The sequence below is a fragment of the Bacillus ndiopicus genome (assembly GCF_000612805.1).
GTDB lineage: Bacteria > Bacillota > Bacilli > Bacillales_A > Planococcaceae > Metasolibacillus > Metasolibacillus ndiopicus.
This window is the reverse complement of the sequence record NZ_HG964408.1, coordinates 154,865-172,832: the sequence shown is the minus strand read 5'-3', so window position 1 is coordinate 172,832 and position 17,968 is coordinate 154,865. Positions and strand designations below refer to the sequence as shown.

The 17,968-nt window shown below is 37.6% G+C and carries 22 protein-coding genes; 2 read left to right on the top strand and 20 right to left on the bottom strand.

The annotated features are described in order from the left end of the window. Positions 1–77: 77 nt before the first annotated feature. From TY13_RS16040 to TY13_RS15995, 10 genes are all read right to left on the bottom strand, one after another. Positions 78–683 carry a helix-hairpin-helix domain-containing protein gene (locus TY13_RS16040; RefSeq protein WP_042478151.1) on the bottom strand — a complete coding sequence of 202 codons (606 nt, stop codon included), beginning with the start codon at positions 681–683 and terminating at the stop codon, positions 78–80. A gap of 125 nt (positions 684–808) precedes the next feature. After that, on the bottom strand, positions 809–1,546 hold the full coding sequence (locus tag TY13_RS16035; protein WP_042478149.1) for a class I SAM-dependent DNA methyltransferase: 738 nt from the start codon (positions 1,544–1,546) through the stop codon (positions 809–811). Then, positions 1,546–1,890 (bottom strand): ribosome silencing factor, encoded by a 345-nt coding sequence (rsfS, locus tag TY13_RS16030; RefSeq protein WP_042478337.1) that lies wholly within the window; start codon positions 1,888–1,890, stop codon positions 1,546–1,548. The genes TY13_RS16035 and rsfS overlap by 1 nt, the downstream gene beginning before the upstream one ends. 7 nt (positions 1,891–1,897) lie before the next feature. Next, positions 1,898–2,458 carry a bis(5'-nucleosyl)-tetraphosphatase (symmetrical) YqeK gene (gene yqeK / locus TY13_RS16025; RefSeq protein WP_042478148.1) on the bottom strand — a complete coding sequence of 187 codons (561 nt, stop codon included), beginning with the start codon at positions 2,456–2,458 and terminating at the stop codon, positions 1,898–1,900. Beyond that, positions 2,436–3,017, bottom strand: a complete 582-nt coding sequence (locus tag TY13_RS16020) for a nicotinate-nucleotide adenylyltransferase (RefSeq protein ID WP_042478146.1) — start codon at positions 3,015–3,017, stop codon at positions 2,436–2,438. Before TY13_RS16020 ends, yqeK begins: the two co-directional genes overlap by 23 nt. 12 nt (positions 3,018–3,029) lie before the next feature. Then, positions 3,030–3,335, bottom strand: a complete 306-nt coding sequence (gene yhbY, locus TY13_RS16015; RefSeq protein ID WP_042478145.1) for a ribosome assembly RNA-binding protein YhbY — start codon at positions 3,333–3,335, stop codon at positions 3,030–3,032. Positions 3,336–3,456: 121 nt separating this feature from the next. Continuing rightward, complete coding sequence (gene aroE, locus TY13_RS16010) at positions 3,457–4,281, bottom strand: shikimate dehydrogenase (protein ID WP_042478142.1); 825 nt, start codon at positions 4,279–4,281, stop codon at positions 3,457–3,459. Positions 4,282–4,300: 19 nt separating this feature from the next. Then, positions 4,301–5,404 carry a ribosome biogenesis GTPase YqeH gene (gene yqeH / locus TY13_RS16005; RefSeq protein ID WP_042478140.1) on the bottom strand — a complete coding sequence of 368 codons (1,104 nt, stop codon included), beginning with the start codon at positions 5,402–5,404 and terminating at the stop codon, positions 4,301–4,303. Continuing rightward, on the bottom strand, positions 5,404–5,922 hold the full coding sequence (locus TY13_RS16000; protein WP_042478138.1) for a YqeG family HAD IIIA-type phosphatase: 519 nt from the start codon (positions 5,920–5,922) through the stop codon (positions 5,404–5,406). The genes yqeH and TY13_RS16000 overlap by 1 nt, the downstream gene beginning before the upstream one ends. 58 nt (positions 5,923–5,980) lie before the next feature. Continuing rightward, positions 5,981–6,763, bottom strand: a complete 783-nt coding sequence (locus tag TY13_RS15995; protein ID WP_042478136.1) for a phosphatidylserine decarboxylase — start codon at positions 6,761–6,763, stop codon at positions 5,981–5,983. Between the two features lie 233 nt (positions 6,764–6,996). Between TY13_RS15995 and pssA the strand changes: the two genes are divergently transcribed. Both pssA and sigK read left to right on the top strand, forming a co-directional pair. After that, on the top strand, positions 6,997–7,536 hold the full coding sequence (gene pssA, locus TY13_RS15990) for a CDP-diacylglycerol--serine O-phosphatidyltransferase (RefSeq protein WP_042478134.1): 540 nt from the start codon (positions 6,997–6,999) through the stop codon (positions 7,534–7,536). A gap of 163 nt (positions 7,537–7,699) precedes the next feature. After that, positions 7,700–8,401, top strand: coding sequence for an RNA polymerase sporulation sigma factor SigK (gene sigK / locus TY13_RS15985; protein WP_042478132.1), 702 nt, complete (start codon positions 7,700–7,702; stop codon positions 8,399–8,401). 237 nt (positions 8,402–8,638) lie between these two features. Here sigK and mtnN read toward each other — a convergent pair whose 3' ends face one another. The 10 genes from mtnN to TY13_RS15935 form a co-directional block, all read right to left on the bottom strand. Continuing rightward, a complete protein-coding gene (gene mtnN / locus TY13_RS15980; protein ID WP_042478130.1) occupies positions 8,639–9,331 on the bottom strand; it encodes a 5'-methylthioadenosine/S-adenosylhomocysteine nucleosidase in 693 nt (230 codons plus the stop codon). 80 nt (positions 9,332–9,411) lie between these two features. Then, the gene (locus TY13_RS15975; RefSeq protein WP_042478128.1) at positions 9,412–10,113 is read right to left on the bottom strand and encodes a YrrS family protein; all 702 of its coding nucleotides are present in this window, start codon (positions 10,111–10,113) and stop codon (positions 9,412–9,414) included. A gap of 225 nt (positions 10,114–10,338) precedes the next feature. Continuing rightward, entirely contained in the window at positions 10,339–10,830 is a 492-nt protein-coding gene (gene greA / locus TY13_RS15970; protein WP_042478125.1) for a transcription elongation factor GreA, read from the bottom strand. Between the two features lie 620 nt (positions 10,831–11,450). Beyond that, positions 11,451–12,086 carry a uridine kinase gene (gene udk / locus TY13_RS15965; RefSeq protein WP_042478123.1) on the bottom strand — a complete coding sequence of 212 codons (636 nt, stop codon included), beginning with the start codon at positions 12,084–12,086 and terminating at the stop codon, positions 11,451–11,453. Next, positions 12,087–13,364: a peptidase U32 family protein gene (locus tag TY13_RS15960; protein WP_042478121.1), complete on the bottom strand. Its 1,278-nt coding sequence runs from the start codon at positions 13,362–13,364 to the stop codon at positions 12,087–12,089. 18 nt (positions 13,365–13,382) lie between these two features. Next, complete coding sequence (locus TY13_RS15955) at positions 13,383–14,315, bottom strand: peptidase U32 family protein (protein ID WP_042478119.1); 933 nt, start codon at positions 14,313–14,315, stop codon at positions 13,383–13,385. Between the two features lie 5 nt (positions 14,316–14,320). Beyond that, positions 14,321–14,953: an O-methyltransferase gene (locus tag TY13_RS15950; protein ID WP_042478118.1), complete on the bottom strand. Its 633-nt coding sequence runs from the start codon at positions 14,951–14,953 to the stop codon at positions 14,321–14,323. A gap of 444 nt (positions 14,954–15,397) precedes the next feature. Continuing rightward, positions 15,398–16,516 (bottom strand): endolytic transglycosylase MltG, encoded by a 1,119-nt coding sequence (mltG, locus tag TY13_RS15945; protein WP_042478117.1) that lies wholly within the window; start codon positions 16,514–16,516, stop codon positions 15,398–15,400. 469 nt (positions 16,517–16,985) lie between these two features. Further along, the gene (locus tag TY13_RS15940; RefSeq protein ID WP_230199464.1) at positions 16,986–17,504 is read right to left on the bottom strand and encodes a DUF1292 domain-containing protein; all 519 of its coding nucleotides are present in this window, start codon (positions 17,502–17,504) and stop codon (positions 16,986–16,988) included. A 77-nt stretch (positions 17,505–17,581) separates the two neighbouring features. After that, a complete protein-coding gene (locus tag TY13_RS15935) occupies positions 17,582–17,872 on the bottom strand; it encodes a DUF1292 domain-containing protein (protein ID WP_042478113.1) in 291 nt (96 codons plus the stop codon). Positions 17,873–17,968 lie beyond the last annotated feature (96 nt).

Below are 17,968 nucleotides of genomic sequence, written 5' to 3'. Positions count from 1 at the left end.
ATTTTAGTTTAGTCTTTTCACGTAATTGACGCAACGGGGTTATTTTTACTTAATCAAAACCTTATCAATAATAATTATTATTTTGCTTCAATTAAATCTTTAATTCGCTCAAACGATTTCTCACCTATACCAGACACTTTTTTTATATCCTCAATCGATTGAAATTTGCCAGCTTCATTGCGATGGCTAATAATAGCCTGTGCCTTTGCAGGACCAATGCCAGGAATGGTCATTAATTCTGCTTCATCTGCCGTATTAATATTGACCTTTGTTGAGGTTTTATTTTGAGAAGCTGTAAAACTGACACTTTCTTCTACTTCTTCACCTTGAAAAGGCACATAAATAACCATCTCATCCTGTAGACGCTGAGCATGATTAATCAATTTCGTATCTGCCTGATCTGTATAGCCACCTGCTAATTGAATCGCATCAATAATACGATGCTCTTCAGTTAGTTCGTAAACACCAGGAAACTTAACTTGCCCCTTTACATCGACAATAACTGCTGAAATGGTTATAGCTTCTTCAATATTGTTTTCGATAGCTTGTTCAGGCTGCACTGTTGCAGGTATGATTTCCACTTTTGCTGAATTGTTTTGTTGAAGAAAAAAATAGAGGAGTCCAATAAGAAGTGCACTCGGGAGTAGCACTTTTTTACCGTATTTTTGAAGGTATCGCTGCATTTCACATCTCTCCAAAAGGAGATTAATTCATATGGAGCTATCTTCACTATACAAAATTCCCCCTATTATGGAAAGTACTTTTTATTTAAAATAAAAAATGAAGCTAGCAAAAGCTAACTTCATTATTATTTCACCGCGCGAATAAAAACACGCTCGCTATCTTCCTGTGGTTGTTCGGTTGACCAATCTGCTGTTATATGCACCTCGGTAAAGCCCACTCCACGTAACCACGCCTCGTATTGCTGCGGTGCAAATGTGCGCTGGTAATGTTCCTCGTCAAAACGCTCATACAAACCATTAGCCGTCTCTGCGAAAAACGTCATGTAATGATAAATAGAATGCGGTTCTTTTCCTTGCTCTGTATGCCAAACATAAGCGATTTCTCCATCATCGTATGTGAATGGGCTATCTAAAAAGATTTCATCCATTTTATAAAGCGAATGGACATCAAAAAATAATTGCCCACCTTGGCGGAGGCTGTCATAGATACGCTGTAACGTTTCAATAACCGCCTTTTCCTCACGCACATAATTAATCGAGTCAATCGGAATAATCGCTACATCTAGCTCATGAAAGCCTTCTAGCTGATCCATAGACATCGCCATTAATGGAATCGATTTATTCGCAGCTGCAAAACGAGCACTTGCAACCATCAGCATTTCCTCTGATAAATCAATACCGCTTACCTGGTAGCCTGCATCATCAAATAAGGAAGCTAAGACACCCGTGCCACAGCCGATATCTAATAAGGTTGGGAAGTGAGCTTGTGGTGCATAGACTTTTACCCATTCTACATATTCGTCGTATGGGATATCTGTCATTAATGCATCATAAACTTCCGCAAAACGTTCATAGCTAGCCATTACAGCTCAGGTGCGTCCAATTGTGGCGCATCTCCCCATAGACGCTCTAAATTGTAAAAGCTTCGCTCATCTTTATGGAATACATGAACGACAACATCGCCTAAATCAACTAAAATCCAGCGAGCTGTATCAAAGCCTTCAACGCGTTTTACTTCAAGACCATTCTCATGTGCCTTTTCTTGAAGTTCACGTGCAATCGCCTGTACTTGACGATCAGAATTACCATGGCAAATAATAAAATAATCTGCAAGCAAAGAAATATTGTTCATATTTAATACAACAATATCCTCCGCATGTTTATCATCTGCCGCTTTATATGCTAATTGTAATAATGTTTCATTCATCAATCATTTAATCCTCTCTTATATAATAGTTATAGCATTCAATGGACCAGGGATAAATCGCTAGCTCCGTCTTTATTAAATGTGCCACTGAATGATGAATACATGCACGCATTGCGACTGTTAAATCTTGCTGCGCGATTTCACGTAAATTATCAACACCAGGAAACTTGCGATTTGGCTCAATCATATCTGCTATAAAAAGTATTTTTTCTAATTTCATCATATTCGCACGCCCAGTCGTATGGTAGCGAATAGCATTCAAAATTGCATCATCATCAATTTGAAATTCTGTTTGCGCTATCCATGCACCGACAGGGCCATGTAAAATTTCTGAGCCCCAAGAAATTAATTCATCTCCGAGCTGATTGATGCGTACTATTTCACGCATCCACTCTTCATCAGCGTATTTCGCAATATCATGTAAAATAGCTGCTATTTCTGCTTTTTTCACATCTTCATCATAGCGCTGTGCTAGCTGAATAGCTGTTTCCATAACGCCGACTGTATGAATATAACGCTTTTCTGGCATGCGTGGTTTTATTGCATTAAGTAATTTTTCGCGCTCCATAAAGACCTTCCTCTCGAATATACGCCTCTACTGCTTCTGGCAATATATATTTTAATGGTCCACCATCCTGACAGCGCTGACGAATAACTGTAGAAGACAAATTCATTTCTGGTGTTTCTAGTATTTGCACCGGGTAAGTCGTTTTTGCTTCTGTACCTGGTCGCTTAATGCCTACAAACTGCACAAAAGAGATAAGCTCCTCAATATGGTACCATGTATGCAAAGAATCAATCATGTCTCCACCGATAATAAAATAAAACTGCGTATCAGGCTCTCGCTCCTGCAATAAATGCATTGTATTATACGTATATGATACCCCGCCACTTTCTAATTCAATCTTTTCCACTTTGAAATATGGTACACCAGCAATCGCTAGCTGAAGCATCTGCATTCGCTGCTTATCTGTCGCGGGTAACCGCATCTCTTTATGTGGCGGTATTGCATTCGGCATAAAGCGCACCTCATCAAGCTTAAGCGCATGATAAGCCTCATTCGCCATTAGTAAATGACCATTATGTGGTGGGTTGAATGTACCGCCTAGAATGCCCACTCGTTTCATCAACTACTCACCTTACTTTTGTGTCGCCTTTGGTAATACGATTTTTTTATTTTTGCGTGATTCTTTATATAAAACAACTGTTAAACCAATCAATTGAACTAGCTCTGCTCTAGTACCTTGTGCTAAAGCTTCAGCCACTTCATGCTTATCATCCTCACAGTTGTCTAAAATACGCACTTTAATCAGCTCACGCACTTCTAATACGTCGCGTAATTGTGCAAGCATTGCATCATTAACGCCACCCTTTCCTACTTGGAAAATAGGGTCTAAATGATGTGCTTCAGCACGTAAAAAACGCTTTTGTTTACCTGTTAACATAAATATAAAAATCCTCCTTGGTATATACAGTGAAGCTCCATTAATTGTTAGCTTTCACAAAACAAGCATCAAAGGGCTTTTTTCCCCTTGCTTACTTTTATTCAACTGTTATTAATTTTTGTTATTTTAATTGTGCCGTTAATTCAGCAATCGTACTCGATGTATTTGGGTAATGCCCTAGCCAATAATTGTAGGCAATCGCTCCTTGATGTACAAACATCCCTAGTCCATTAACAATCGTTGCCCCTTTGCTTTCGGCAGCTTGTAAAAAAGGTGTCATTAATGGATTATATACAATATCTGCCGCAATTGCTCCTTGTGGGAGCTTGTCTAATGAAAATGGCAAGTCAAGCGTACCACTTGTCATGCCAGCAGGCGTTGTTTGGATAAAAATTGCAAACTTTTGCAGGTTGTTTTCAGCCTCTTGCAAAGAAATCGCTTGTCCACAGCCAAGTTGCTCTACAATAGCCTCTGCTTTTGCTAAAGTGCGATTGGCAATCGTAATATGTTGATAGCCCTCTGCGAGCAATGCAAACGCAATACCACGCGCAGCGCCACCAGCACCTATTAATAAAACCAACTTGTCCTTATGTGCTGGACCAATCATATCTTCTAAAGAACGGACAAAGCCTGCACCGTCCGTATTATAGCCTTTATATTTCCCAGCAGCCGTTTTGACAACCGTGTTAACAGCACCCATTTTTTGCGCCTGCTCATCTAGCTCATCTAATAGAGGTAGTATTGCTTCCTTATGTGGTATCGTTACATTCCAGCCTGATGCACCTAGTAATTTTAACGAGGTAACTGCTTGATGTAGATTGGCAGGTTCCACATGAATTGGTATATACGTTGCATCCACATTCATCTCTTTATACCAAGCATTGTGCATTGCTGGTGATTTGGAATGGCTAATTGGATCACCAATTACTGCAAACCATTTCTTCATCTCTACTCATCCTCTGCTATTAAATTAATGATGGGCGAATAAATACTTGTACCCCTTTTGGTGCGTATGCTGCTATCACAACATTAGCATGCTGTGCTGTAATCCAACCAAGCCCCGAAAAGACGATATCTGTTTTTGCTTCTTTAATCGAAAATTCGTGACGCACAAGCTCAGGTAATTGTTCGATAAATTTCTTTGTCGGTGGTGTTAATAGCTCACCTTTATGCTCAGCATATAAAGCATCTGCCTTTTCAAGCTTTGTACGGTGAATTGGCAAATCATTTGCTACATGTACTGTGAAGGCAGAACGCTCTCCTTGAATAAAATCAAAGCGAGCAAGTGCACCAATAAATAGCGTTTGCCCCGCATTTTGCTGATAGACCTTTGGCTTAATTTCCTTTTTCGGCATAATGTATTTCAATTCACTCGCATCTAAATAATGCGCCATTTGGTGATGGTTAATAATACCCGGTGTATCGTATAATGCCGCCCCATCATCTAACGGAATTTCAATCATATCTAATGTTGTGCCAGGGAAATGAGATGTCGTAATTACTTCTCCTTCACCTGTTGCCTGCTTAATAATACGATTAATAAATGTCGATTTCCCTACATTCGTACAGCCAACGACAAAAACGTCCTTGCCCTCTCGGTAGGTTTCAATCGCCTCTACAACCTCTGCCATACCTCGACCTTTATGTGCAGAAACAAGCATCACATCAATTGGCTTTAAGCCGAGTGCTTTTGCCTCTCTCTTTAACCAATTAATAACTTTTTTCTCTTTCACCGATTTCGGTAATAAGTCTACTTTATTTGCAACAAGCAATACTGGATTTTTACCTACAAAACGATGCAAACCAGGTAACCAGCTACCATTGAAATCAAAAATATCGACAATTTTAACGATTAATCCCTGTTGCTCACCAAGTCCATTCAAAATACGTAGAAAATCATCATCCGTTAAGCTAACAGGTTGAATTTCGTTATAGTTTTTTAAACGGAAGCAACGTTGACAAATAATCGTTTCCTTTTCCAAAGATGAAGCAGGCGCATAACCTAATTCGTTTTTATTTTCTGTTTGAATAACTGCTCCACAGCCTATGCATTGTGGCATTTCTACCATTATTTTTCCTCCCAAGTTGTAATTCCTCTGCGTTTCAAATCATTGAATATTCTGCGTTCAATAAAGCGATTAAAGAGCGTTACTACGCCATCTGATTCAGCTACAGGACGCACTAAAAATGTATACAGCTTTTGACGCTTACCACCAAATATATCCGTTAATAGCTGATCGCCTACCATCGCGACTTCATCTCGACGTAAACGCAGCTTTAATAGGCCAGCATAATAAGCAGAGCCAAGCGGTTTTCTTGCACGGTGGATATACGGAATACCAAGCGGTGTTGCAAAATGCTTTACTCGCTCTTCATTGTTGTTGGACACAATAATAACACGGATACCAGCAGCTTTTAATTGCTCCAGCCATGTCATAATTTCCTCTGTAGCGTCTGCACGGTCCCATTCAACAAGCGTATTATCTAGGTCAGTAATAATACCTTTAATGCCTTGCTCATGTAGTCTTTCTGGCGTAATTTCATGCACGCTATTGACATAAGCATCTGGTAATAAAAAATTATACAAAATCGTTACTCCTTTAAATGTATTAGGGTTGTCAGAAATATAGACACAATGTACACTATTATAACATAGTTGCGAATGCTTCTCCCATTCTAATCGCACGTCCTTGTATGACATTTTCATGAAAAGAAATCGTCCCCTTCTCAAACAGCATAACGACAGTTGAGCCAAATGAGAAGTAGCCAACCTCTTCTCCCTTTTTCCATTCTTTTGATGTATTCGTTAAAACGATGGAATTCACAAAGGTAGCACCTACTTTAATGAAAGCCGCATGTGCATTATTGCCATAAACAAGCTCGTTTACCATGCGATAATTATGGCTTATCGGCTTTTTGCCGTATTGCAAGCCTACTTGATTAACCGGAAATGATTTTTTACCTAAAACATATTGCTTCTCGACATAAGCATCGACAGGGCTATGCATGCGATGATAATCTGCGGGACTTAAGTAAAATACTATATATTTCCCTTTGTCATAACGCTTCGCAGCTTGCTCACTACCTAATAAATCCACAACGGAATACGGCTTTTCTTTCACTGTTAAAATGAGATTATCCTGAATTTCTCCGAAAATCTCTAGCTTTGCGTCGACAGGGCTAACAAGTACAGATTGGTTTTGATCGATTGGACGAGCATCTGCTTTCAGCTCGCGTGTAAAAAAATCATGCAAATTTTTAAATTGCTCCATTTTTTTTGAAACCTCATCTATATTAATACCGTATAATTTACTATAGCTTCGAATAAAGTTTTTACTATAGCCTGATTTTGCAAATTTCATGAGTATGTTAGAACTTGTCTGACCATTCGTTAATTCAATGAGTTGTTGATAAATTTTTTCTTTCATATTATATCCTCCATCACGTTTGATTCGCACCGAAGTCAAATAATAGTGGAAAACTTTTAATGCCTTTTTCGGTGAAAAGTAAGAAATTTGTAAAAAATAGAATACATGAAAATGATGCTATGCTATTATATAGTGTAACAGCTTATTAGAAAAGTAGATATATTTTAAAGTTCTATCATTTTATCGCTTAAAGCAGTATAATAGAAAAATATTCAGTCGAAGGAGTGTTTCTAATGTTTCTTCTCCAGAAAGTTGATTTAACTTTGAAGAAAATAAAATCAAACGCTGCCAATTTAATTACGCTTCTAAATCTATCGTTTGGTGGTGCTTCTATTATGGCATCATTAAACGAAGCATATAACTATAGTGTACTATTTATTTTTATTGCAGCATTTTTAGATCGTTACGATGGTAAAGTCGCTCGAAAATATAATCAGGAATCCGAGCTTGGCAAACAGCTCGATTCAATGGGAGATATTATTTCATTTGGTGTAGCTCCTGCAATTTTAATGTACGAAATTATTTTCTCAAACTTCGGTCTCCCAGGCATGTTCATTACGATTTTTTACATTACATGTGGCGCCTTCCGTTTAGCGCGCTTTAATTGTTCAGAAACACCTGGTTACTTTGTCGGTTTACCAATTACAGCAGCGGGCACAGTGTTAACAATTACGTTTTTCTTAGTGCCAGTTTTGTCACCAGTCTTTTATTTAATCGTATCACCATTGTTAGCTTTATTAATGATCAGCACATTTACATTGAAAAAGGTTTAAAGTATAGGGGCAGTCAGGAAATCTAAATTTTCCTGACTGCCCCTTGCTGTTATTGCCAGAAAATATATGCTCGCACCACAAAGACTTTTCAGACGCGCACTTTCTTTTCATGAAGTGCTAAAAATCGACATATACTGCTAAAAAGGCGGAAGGATGAAGCATTTTGAGCGGTATATTTTTTTCGCTCATTCAACTATGGTTAGAATTCCCTTCATTGCTTGGCTATTTAAAGGGGCAGGCGTTTTCTAAACCATTTTCTCGTGAAGAAGAAGCAGAAGTATTAGAAAAATATTTAGCTGGTGATGAACAAGCGCGCCTTGATTTAATTGAGCGCAATATGCGACTTGTCGCACATGTTGTAAAAAAGTTTCACCCTCCTCATGAGCAGCTTGATGATTATATTTCGATTGGTACCATTGGTTTAATGAAGGCAGTCGCTAGTTATACGCCAGACAAAAAAACAAGGCTTGCAACATATGCAGCAAGATGTATTGAGAATGAAATATTAATGCATTTACGAGCCCAAAAAAAAGTACAAAAGGATATTTCACTTTTTGAGTCAATTGGCGTTGACTACGAAGGGCAATCATTGCAAATTCGCGATTTACTACAATTAGATGAGCAGCCCGCAATTGATATTTTAGAGCAGCAGGAGCGCTTTGCGCAGCTGTACGCCTATTTAAATACATTGGATGAACGAGAATTAGAGATTATTACGTACCGTTATGGATTACAACATCAGGAGCCACTCACACAAAAGGAAATTGCTAAAAAATTAAATATATCAAGAAGCTATGTATCGCGTATTGAAAAAAGGGCCTTAATTAAGCTCTATCAGCAATTTAAGCATAATCAAAAAGATTGACAAACAAAAAAACTGAGAGGAATCAAACTTTCCTCTCAGCTTTTTTGTTTGTCTTATGCCGCGTTGTCATGTATATCCGCTGAAATAACAAGCATTAATACGACTGTCGCCATAATTGCCGTTATTGCGATAAATACCATAAATATCTACTCCTCACAATTGCTCGTTTTATTATGGCTTTATCGTAGCATTTTTAACAGTAACTTGACTGTGACTTTTTTAACACTTTACTAAGTTTTAAAGCTTTGTAATCGCCTTTAATACGATTTCTGTAGAATGCTTGGCTGCAGTTGGTAAAAACTCGTCAAAAGTAATATTCGATTCTTTCCCTGCAATATCCGATAATGCACGAATCACTACAAATGGTGTGCCAAATTGATAACATACTTGTGCCACTGCGGCTGCTTCCATTTCCACTGCCTTCATTTGCGGGAAATTTGTACGAACCTCCTCAGCACGTGCTGGATCAGCCATAAATACATCACCAGAGCAAATCAAGCCTACACCATATTGATGCTCTCCCACTTCCGTAACAGCTTGCTTTGCAATAGCAATTAAATTAGCATCTGCTTGATAAGCAGCCGGCATACCTGCCATTTGCCCAATTTCATAGCCGAAAGCTGTGACATCAACATCATGATGACGAACCTCATCTGAAATAACAACAGCCCCTACTTCAAGTGCTGTATCAAAACCACCTGCAGAACCTGTATTAATCACTACATCTGGTTTAAATTGTTGTAGTAATAAGGTAGTCGACATAGCAGCATTTACTTTCCCTATACCGCTCTTTAATAACACAATTTCTTTTCCTGCATATGTACCTTCTGTATACTCACTACTTGCAATTGTTGTTACAGTAGTATTTGTTAGTGCCGTGCGTAGTAGCTCTACTTCTTGCTCCATTGCACCGATAACTGCTATTTTCATCAATATTTCCTCCTATTAATTGTATCCTGATTCAGCAGATTTTTGTACAATCTCTGAATCAAAATACATAGATTAAGATATTACCATGATCCTTCAATTGTGCTTAACTTCTCTAATTTTACAGGTTTCCAGCCCTCATTTGCAACCCATACAATACTTACACGATATTTCTCTGTTTTATCAGTTGAAGAGATAACTGCAATTGCTGAATCAGCACTGCCATTATTTTTAATGCTCCAAAGAATACTATTATCTTTTGTTAGCGGTGTAACAGCAAAAATAGTTGCTAGTTTTTCTTCATAGTCAATATGCCCATCTTTAAAAACTGATACATGAGGTTCCGTTTGTGCCGTTTTCGTTGGCTGCCAATTCGGGTTTTCTATCACTTCTTCTACAAGTGGGTCCGTTGATGGCGATACTATATTCGTCGAATCATTTTCCTGTGTTGAGTCTTCAGGAGATTGGGTAGTTTGCTGCGAATCACCAGATGAACTTGATTCTTCTGCTTCATTTGATTCATTTTTAGAATCTTCATTTATACTATTATCTTTTTCACTAACTTCATTTGTATTTACATCATCATCCGCTTGTTGTTCAATTTGCCCTTTATCAGTAGCTTTGTCGTCGCCTGTGAAAAAAATAATATAGCTCGTAATACCGATTAATACGATAACAAGCGCTATTAAGTAGTTTAGTAACCGATTCATCGTAGTGCTTTTTTGCTGCCGACGCTGCTGTCTGCTTTCTAAGCGCGAATTTTTATTTTGTTCATAATCTTCCATACATTTCGCCCCTTTATTCATTATTTGCGATTGCATTCGTAGTGGTTATGATAAGTTGACGTGCTGTTCGTAGACAAAGTTCCTACTATCCACTAAGCCATCAATTATAATATATAACGAAATGAATGAAAAAGCCCAAAAAGTAACTATCACTTTTCGGACCTTTTCTATTGATTCAACAGAACCTATGTTGGATTACCTAATTGAATCTCTTCTTATTTAATATTAGCTAATTTTTAAAATTTCAACTTCCATATCTCCACCAGGAGTTGTTAATTTTACTTTATCTCCAACTTTATGCCCCATTAATGCTTTAGCAATTGGAGAGTCATTGGAAATAAGGCCTTCTAATGGATCTGCCTCCGCTGAACCAACAATTGTATAAGATTCTTCAAAATCAGCTCGTTTACCATCAATTAATTCATCAAAAGTAACCGTTTTCCCTAAAGTTACTGTATCACTTGCTTGTGACTCGTCCTCTGTAATAATTAATGCATTACGAAGCATTGATTCAATTGTTGAAATACGGCCTTCTACAAAGCCTTGCTCCTCTTTCGCAGAATCATACTCCGAGTTTTCTGATAAGTCACCAAAGCTACGTGCAATTTTAATACGCTCAACTACTTCTTTACGCTTTACCGTTTTTAAGTGATCTAATTCTTCTTCTAATTTAGCTTTCCCAGCCAAAGTCATTGGGTATTGTTTTTCGTTTGACATAATACTCATTCCTCCATTGTTCTAAAACTGTACATTTGTATTTTGCATGTTGTATCTTGATTCAGCAAAAATTCCTACCTCTCTAGAGTAGTAAGACGAATAGCTATTTTGGTTCGATAGGTACACAAACACCAACTAAATCAAGATAAAACGCCTTGATAGATGCCACAGATTTTGAAGAGGTTTCCCTCCTCAGCTCGAAAAAATCTGGACGCAATTACGCCGAGGCATAAATAATGCAATCGTTTACTTTTTAGAAGTCATACTTTAGTCAATTACACCATAGCTAACTCTCGTCCATGTTTTTCAAGCTAATGGAGATAGTTAACCGAAAGCCACATTTTCTAAAGGTTTCATCCATTATTACTATAAAGTATAGTTTTTTGATGCTATTCCTCTTATTTTAGTGGACTTCACACCACCTGTTTATCTTGATTCAGGATAAAGTATGTTGCTAGTAAATGTATGAATGAGCGGGCTTCATTAGAAGCTGCCCGCCCATTGTATTTGTCTAGACCTAATTTTCAGTTGGTTTATCTGAAATTTATGGTTAAAAATGCTTTCATTATATAGCAACACAGTGTAACTGCGTGTTTAAATGTAAATACTTCCCTATCATATTATACATTCGATTCAGTTTCAAGAATTGTTTTAATTTTTGTTACCATTAAATCGATTGCGACGCCGTTGTCTCCACCTTCTGGAACAATAACATCTGCATAACGTTTTGTAGGTTCAATAAACATATTGTGCATTGGGCGCACTGTTGTTAAATATTGTTCAATAACCGATTCTGTTGTACGGCCACGCTCTTGAATATCACGTTGCATACGACGAATAATGCGTAAATCAGCATCTGTATCAACAAATAATTTAATATCCATCAAGCCACGCAGTCGCTCATCTTCAAGCACTAGCATACCTTCAACAATAATAACATCCTTTGGCTCCACATGAATTACATCACTAGCGCGCGTATGCTTAACATAATCATAAACTGGCTTATCAATTGGCTGACGTTCAAGTAGCGTATTAATATGCTCAATTAGAAGATCTGTATCAAATGCTAAAGGATGATCATAATTTGTTTGCAGACGCTCCTCAAATGTCATATGACTTTGATTTTTATAATAATAATCTTGTTCAATCACTACTACAGAATGATCTTTAAAAACTTCGTAAATGGCACGTGTGACACTTGTTTTCCCTGAACAAGAGCCACCAGCGATACCAATAACCACTGGACGATTTGCCATTTAGTCATTCTCCTTACGCATCATATTTAATTTTGTTAGTGGACGATCAACTTTGAATTTTAAAATTTGCAATGGGTGGCGTGCAACATCTAATTCATTACCATCCTCATCCCAAATCTGTCCCACTGTCATTTGGAATGTCTCGATATCCGGACCGAAAAACTCAACTGTATCGCCTGGTTTGAAATAGTTGCGCTGCTCCATTGTTACCATATGTGTAGCAGCATCATAATCAAGTACAAGCCCGGCAAAATCCCATTTCACCTTTCCTGCATGGAAACCAAACATTTGCTGTTTATAGCTTGGCTCACCTTCGAAGAATGAAGAAGCAGTTGCACGGTTTGCACAACGTGATAATTCATCTAGCCACTCTTTTTTAATTTCAAAATTTTCTGGGTTTGCACAATAAGCATCTATCACTTTACGATAGACAGATACAACTGTAGCAACATAGTGAATTGACTTCATGCGACCTTCAATTTTTAATGAATCGATACCTAGCTCAATCATATGTGGAATTGATTCGATTAATTTTAAATCTTTCGGGCTCATCGCAAACGGTGCTTCACCTTCTTTAAATAGCGGCTGTTCTTCGCCATCTACCTGCTCATATAAATCATAGTCCCAACGACAAGATTGACAGCAACCACCACGGTTTGAGTCACGTGCTGTCATATGATTAGATAAGGTACAGCGACCTGAATAAGCAATACACATTGCTCCATGAACGAAGGCTTCGATTTCAATATCAACTTCATCCTTCATTTTTTGCATTTCAATTGCACCAACCTCACGCGCTAATACAACACGATGTAGGCCTTCATCTTTCCAATACTTCACTGCCTTCCAGTTAGAAAGCGATTGTTGTGTAGAAAGATGAATTTCTAGCTTCGGTGCAACACGGCGACAAGTTTCAATAATTAGTGGATCTGCTACGATAATACCGCGCACGCCAACCCCTTCAATCGCCTGTAAGTACTCTTCAAGACCTTCCATATTTTCATTATGTGCAAAAATATTTGTTGTTACGTAAATAACCGCACCATATTTATTTGCAAATTCAACACCTTCAGCCATTTCCTCGATGGAGAAGTTACCCGCGTTTGAGCGTAAACCAAATTCTTGTCCACCGATAAATACAGCATCTGCACCATAATGAACAGCTACTTTTAATTTTTCTAAGCTACCGGCGGGTGCTAATAGCTCGGGCTTTTTTGTAATGACACGTTTGCCATCAATAATTTCGCTAATTTTATCATTTTGAATTAATTGCAGCATTGCGCAAGCACCCCTTTCTTAATATACTGTTTCTTTATAAATAAAGCCTGTGTCTAGTGGGCGTAGCTCTGGTTGAATTTCTTCAATTTTCGCTAAAAGCTCGTCCTTCAAATCTTCGTATGCATCCTCACCTTGTTCAAAGTATGCATCAATTGCTTGACGGTATAAATTCGTCACGGTTACAACATAGTCAAAGCTTTGTAATACGCCGTCAAACTTCAATGAATCGATACCTGCCTCAAATAATTCCGTTAACTCATCGATAATACACATATCATTTGGAGAGAAAATATGTGTACCATTTATATCCTCATAAATCGGGTATTTATTTTTTCGTTCTTTATCGTGTAAAAACATATTTTTATTATCTTTACGGTTTTCAATTTCCATTACTTCATCGCGGTATAAGAAGTAGTTTCCTAGTAGCTTACGTTTTGATTGGAACATGCATGTCATACCGTGTACTTGTACTTCAATCTCATGCTCTGTATGTTCTTTAATTTCAATAACTTCATCCACTGAAAGCTCGCGCGCTAAGACAGCTCGTTTCGCACCACGCTCTCCCCAATAATTTACTTGGAACCAGTTTGTCGCAATCGTTTCAGGGCTCCAATGTAAAGGAAGCGCAATATTTAGCTCACGTACAGCCATAACTACAGCTGGATCTCCAAATAATATAGCGTCCACACCGATGCGCTGCATTTCTTGTAAATATGCTTCTAACGCTTCTATTCGATCATTATGGAAAATTGCATTCACAGCTACATAAACTTTTTTACCAGCTGCATGAATGATTTTTGTTGCTTCTTCTACTTCCGCTACTGTAAACTCTCCAGCTAATCGTAAGCCAAACTTTTGCTCACCAATGATAAATGCATCTGCACCAGCTTCAATTAATGATTTTATATGCAAAATCGATTGGGGTGTTACTAATAATTCAGGTTTTTTCACATTGCTCACCTCTTCAAACAAATTAATAGACCATCACCAATTGGGAAAAATGCACTTGTATAATCAGGATGCTGCATAATCCAATTGGTAAAATTGTGCAAATTACGAATCATTGTTCGTTTTCTTCTCGGTACTTCCTTCATATCCAAATCCGATAAACCGTGCATATACATATTATCAATGTAGAGCACACCACCTGACGGAACTAGTGGCGAATATTTTTCAAAAAACTTTTGATATTGCCCCTTTGCCGCATCAATAAACACCGCATCGTATGTAGATGACAATGAATTGATATCTATCTCAAGTGCATCACCTTCGATTACTTTAATGCGTTCTGCCACTTCCGAGCGACTAATAAAATTACGTGCATGCTGTACGCGCTCTGCATCACGCTCGATTGTGACAATATGGCTATTCGGTAAAGCGAGCGCCATTCGAATAGCAGAATAACCAATTGCAGTTCCAATTTCTAAGATTTTCGTAGGGTTTTGAATGCGTAACAATTGATTTAATGCATCAATTCCAATAAGTTGCATAATAGGGACATGATGCTCCTCCGCAAACTTTTCCATTTCCAGCAATAATTCATTACGCGGCTGAATAAAAGATGCGATATACGTATCTGATAATTCCATTGTGTATACTCCTTTTAAACAGGTATCATTTTAACAAAAAGAAAAAGCGAAACGTTGATGTTTACGCCTGCCACCTGTCATATAACTCCATATGAAGAGAGGACTGCCAGGAAAGTAGGCTAACACCTACCTTTCCCAACAGCCTTCCACACATCTATTGAAGTATTTTCCATTTAAAAAAGAACTTACTTTCTTTTAAAAGCTTGAAAACACTTACCATAAAGTCTATCACTTAAATTTAAAAGCAGAATAGGTAAACGTAAACTTTTTGCTTTTCTGAGGCTTGGTAGATTTCTTTGACAATCCTCTTATCATTTAATCTTTACTTTAAAAACCACCATCTATGATAGCACGAATGACGAAAGAATGCGAATAATGTTTTTTGTATTCTTTCATCATTTTAACTTATAATTAATCGAGAATGTCTTTTGAATGATAACTGATTTAACGTAAATATTGCTCGATATTTACTTGATGTTCTTCATACGTTTTAGCAAAGTGGTTTGTACCCTCTTTATCTGCTAAGAAAAACAAATAATCTGTCTGCGATGGATTCAATGCGGCTTCAATTGACACTTTGCCTGCCCCAGCAATTGGGCCAGGTGGTAAGCCTTTGTTTTTATATGTGTTGTAAGGGTTGTCTACCTCTAAATCTTCATATAATACACGATCTTTATGCGAGCCAAGTGAATACAAGACAGTTGGATCTGTTTGTAGTGGCATATCAATGGCTAAACGATTATAGAAAACGCTCGCAATTGTTTCACGATCTGTTTGTGCTGTTGCCTCTTCCTCTAACAGAGAAGCAAATGTCAATAACTCATGAACCGTCATTTCCTTCTCTTCTATAATAGATTGATATTCCGTTACGATATCATTAGTTGCCCCTAGCATCGTTTCAATAATTTCCGTAAGTGAAGGTTTTTCCTCATAAAATGGATATGTTGCAGGATATAAGTAACCTTCTAAAGCATAGCGAATATTGTCATTGTATATTTCTTCAGTTAGCAAATTCGGATACTGTCCGATTAAGCTTTCAATATATGTAGTATCCGTTACTTTATCCATAAATTGTTGGGCAGTGAAATTCGTATTTTTTTCCACAATTTTCGCAATTTGCTCTAATGTTAGCCCTTCTGGAACAGTCATTGTAAATACAGGCTCACGATAAACTTTACCTGTTTTCAAACTTTCAATAATTTCATCTAATGTCATTGCCTTAGTAAGCTTGTAATTACCTGCTTGGAATTGTGACTCATTTTTAAATTTCGCATAGTATTTAAAAATCTGTCCATTTTTTACAATGCCATTTTTCTCTAAAATTTTTGAAATTAGTGTAACACCAGATCCCATCGGAATTTCAATAGCAATTTCGGCTGTGGCATTCGGATCAACTGGCTGAAGTGCAGTGCTTACATATTTATAGCCAGAGTAGCCACCTACTCCTATTACAATAAGTGCAATTAACACAATAACACTTACGATGCGACGAACAATTTTCACTTCTTTTTTCTTGCGTTTCATATTGTTAAACATTTGTTGCTTTTTTGATTCATTATCCACGGGTCAACCCCCTTTATCTTGATTCAGCATAAAACTATCTGTAAAAAACCCGATTGAGGCCAACACGATGTTGGTCACATAAGCGTTTCCTAAGAATAAGAAGTAATTAGCTTGTGTTCCTCTGTAACAATCAGCGGAGGATGAAAACCCCCACTGATTGAAGTTTCACTTTATTTCTCTTTCATATCATACAAGATAATACAAAAGGTGACAACCGAAAAGAGGCTATCTGGAGACGTCTGCTTACTGCTCTCCTAATAGTCAAATTATTTATCCTCTCTTTGAAAAGACACCTATCGTACTCTTTTTATTCACTATAGATAATTTACATTATAGATAGGTCGCTTCATTGCATTTTTAACAGTGTAATTTACTAAAGCTAAAACGCCACTCAGGGAAAAATCCTGAATGGCGCTTCCTATTTTACAGCATTAATATGAAAGAAACGATAAACAGTATAAATTAACCCCTATTCAGCTACCTCAGCCATTGAAGCTAACACTTTTTCAACCATTGCCCATTCAGCTTCCGTTTCAATCGGTAGTAGCTCTGTTACTTCACCGTTTTCGCCTGCAATATAAGCAGAGGCAAATACTTCCGAAGGTTCTTCTCCTTCTTCATCGATCGCATAAAATAAATAAGATTTTCCTTCTACCTCAAAGCGGTGTAAAATGTGGCAATAAATATCTTCGCCATCCTCATTTGTTAATGTCATGTAATTTACTTGATCCTCAGAAAATTCATCCACAAGTGTATTTAGCACCTCTTGTACCATTTCCCATTCAGCTTCTGTTTCAAGTGGAGCAAAATCGCTTACCTCGCCATTATCGTCTAATTCACAGCGTAGCGCCGAAACTTCTCCACCTTCTTCTCCCTCTATTGTATACAGCACATAAGAATGTTCCTCCGCATCGAATGTAAATACTACGCGGCATAATACTTCCTCGCCAGCTTCATTTAACAGCTTAAAAAATTGCTCTTCCATCATATATTCCTCCTTTATTTGTCAAAAAGAAAGCAGAGTTGGCATCCCGCCTCCCCTGCTATCAATCAAGCTTCTAATGACTATTCTTCGTCGTCGAACTCATCTTCTAATGCATTTAACACATCTTCGATTAAATCCCATTCAGCTTCTGTTTCAATAGGCTCTAATTCGCCATCTTCTCCATTTTCAGATGGTGTAAATGATGATGCGAAAATTTCAACTTGCCCTTCTTCATCTTCTTCTGCACCTACTAAAGAATATAAAACGTATGATTTACCGAATTCTTCTGAATCAAAAGTGTGTATTACTTCGCAAAGTTGCTCATTACCACTTTCATCAATAATTGTAATATGACGTTGTTCTTGTTCCATCACTGGTCACCTCTTCATGTTATTTAGGCGTAGCCTAATTGTCGTTGCGTATTCATTATATGAAATGAGCGTTTTTTTAAACGTTGCAACTTTTTT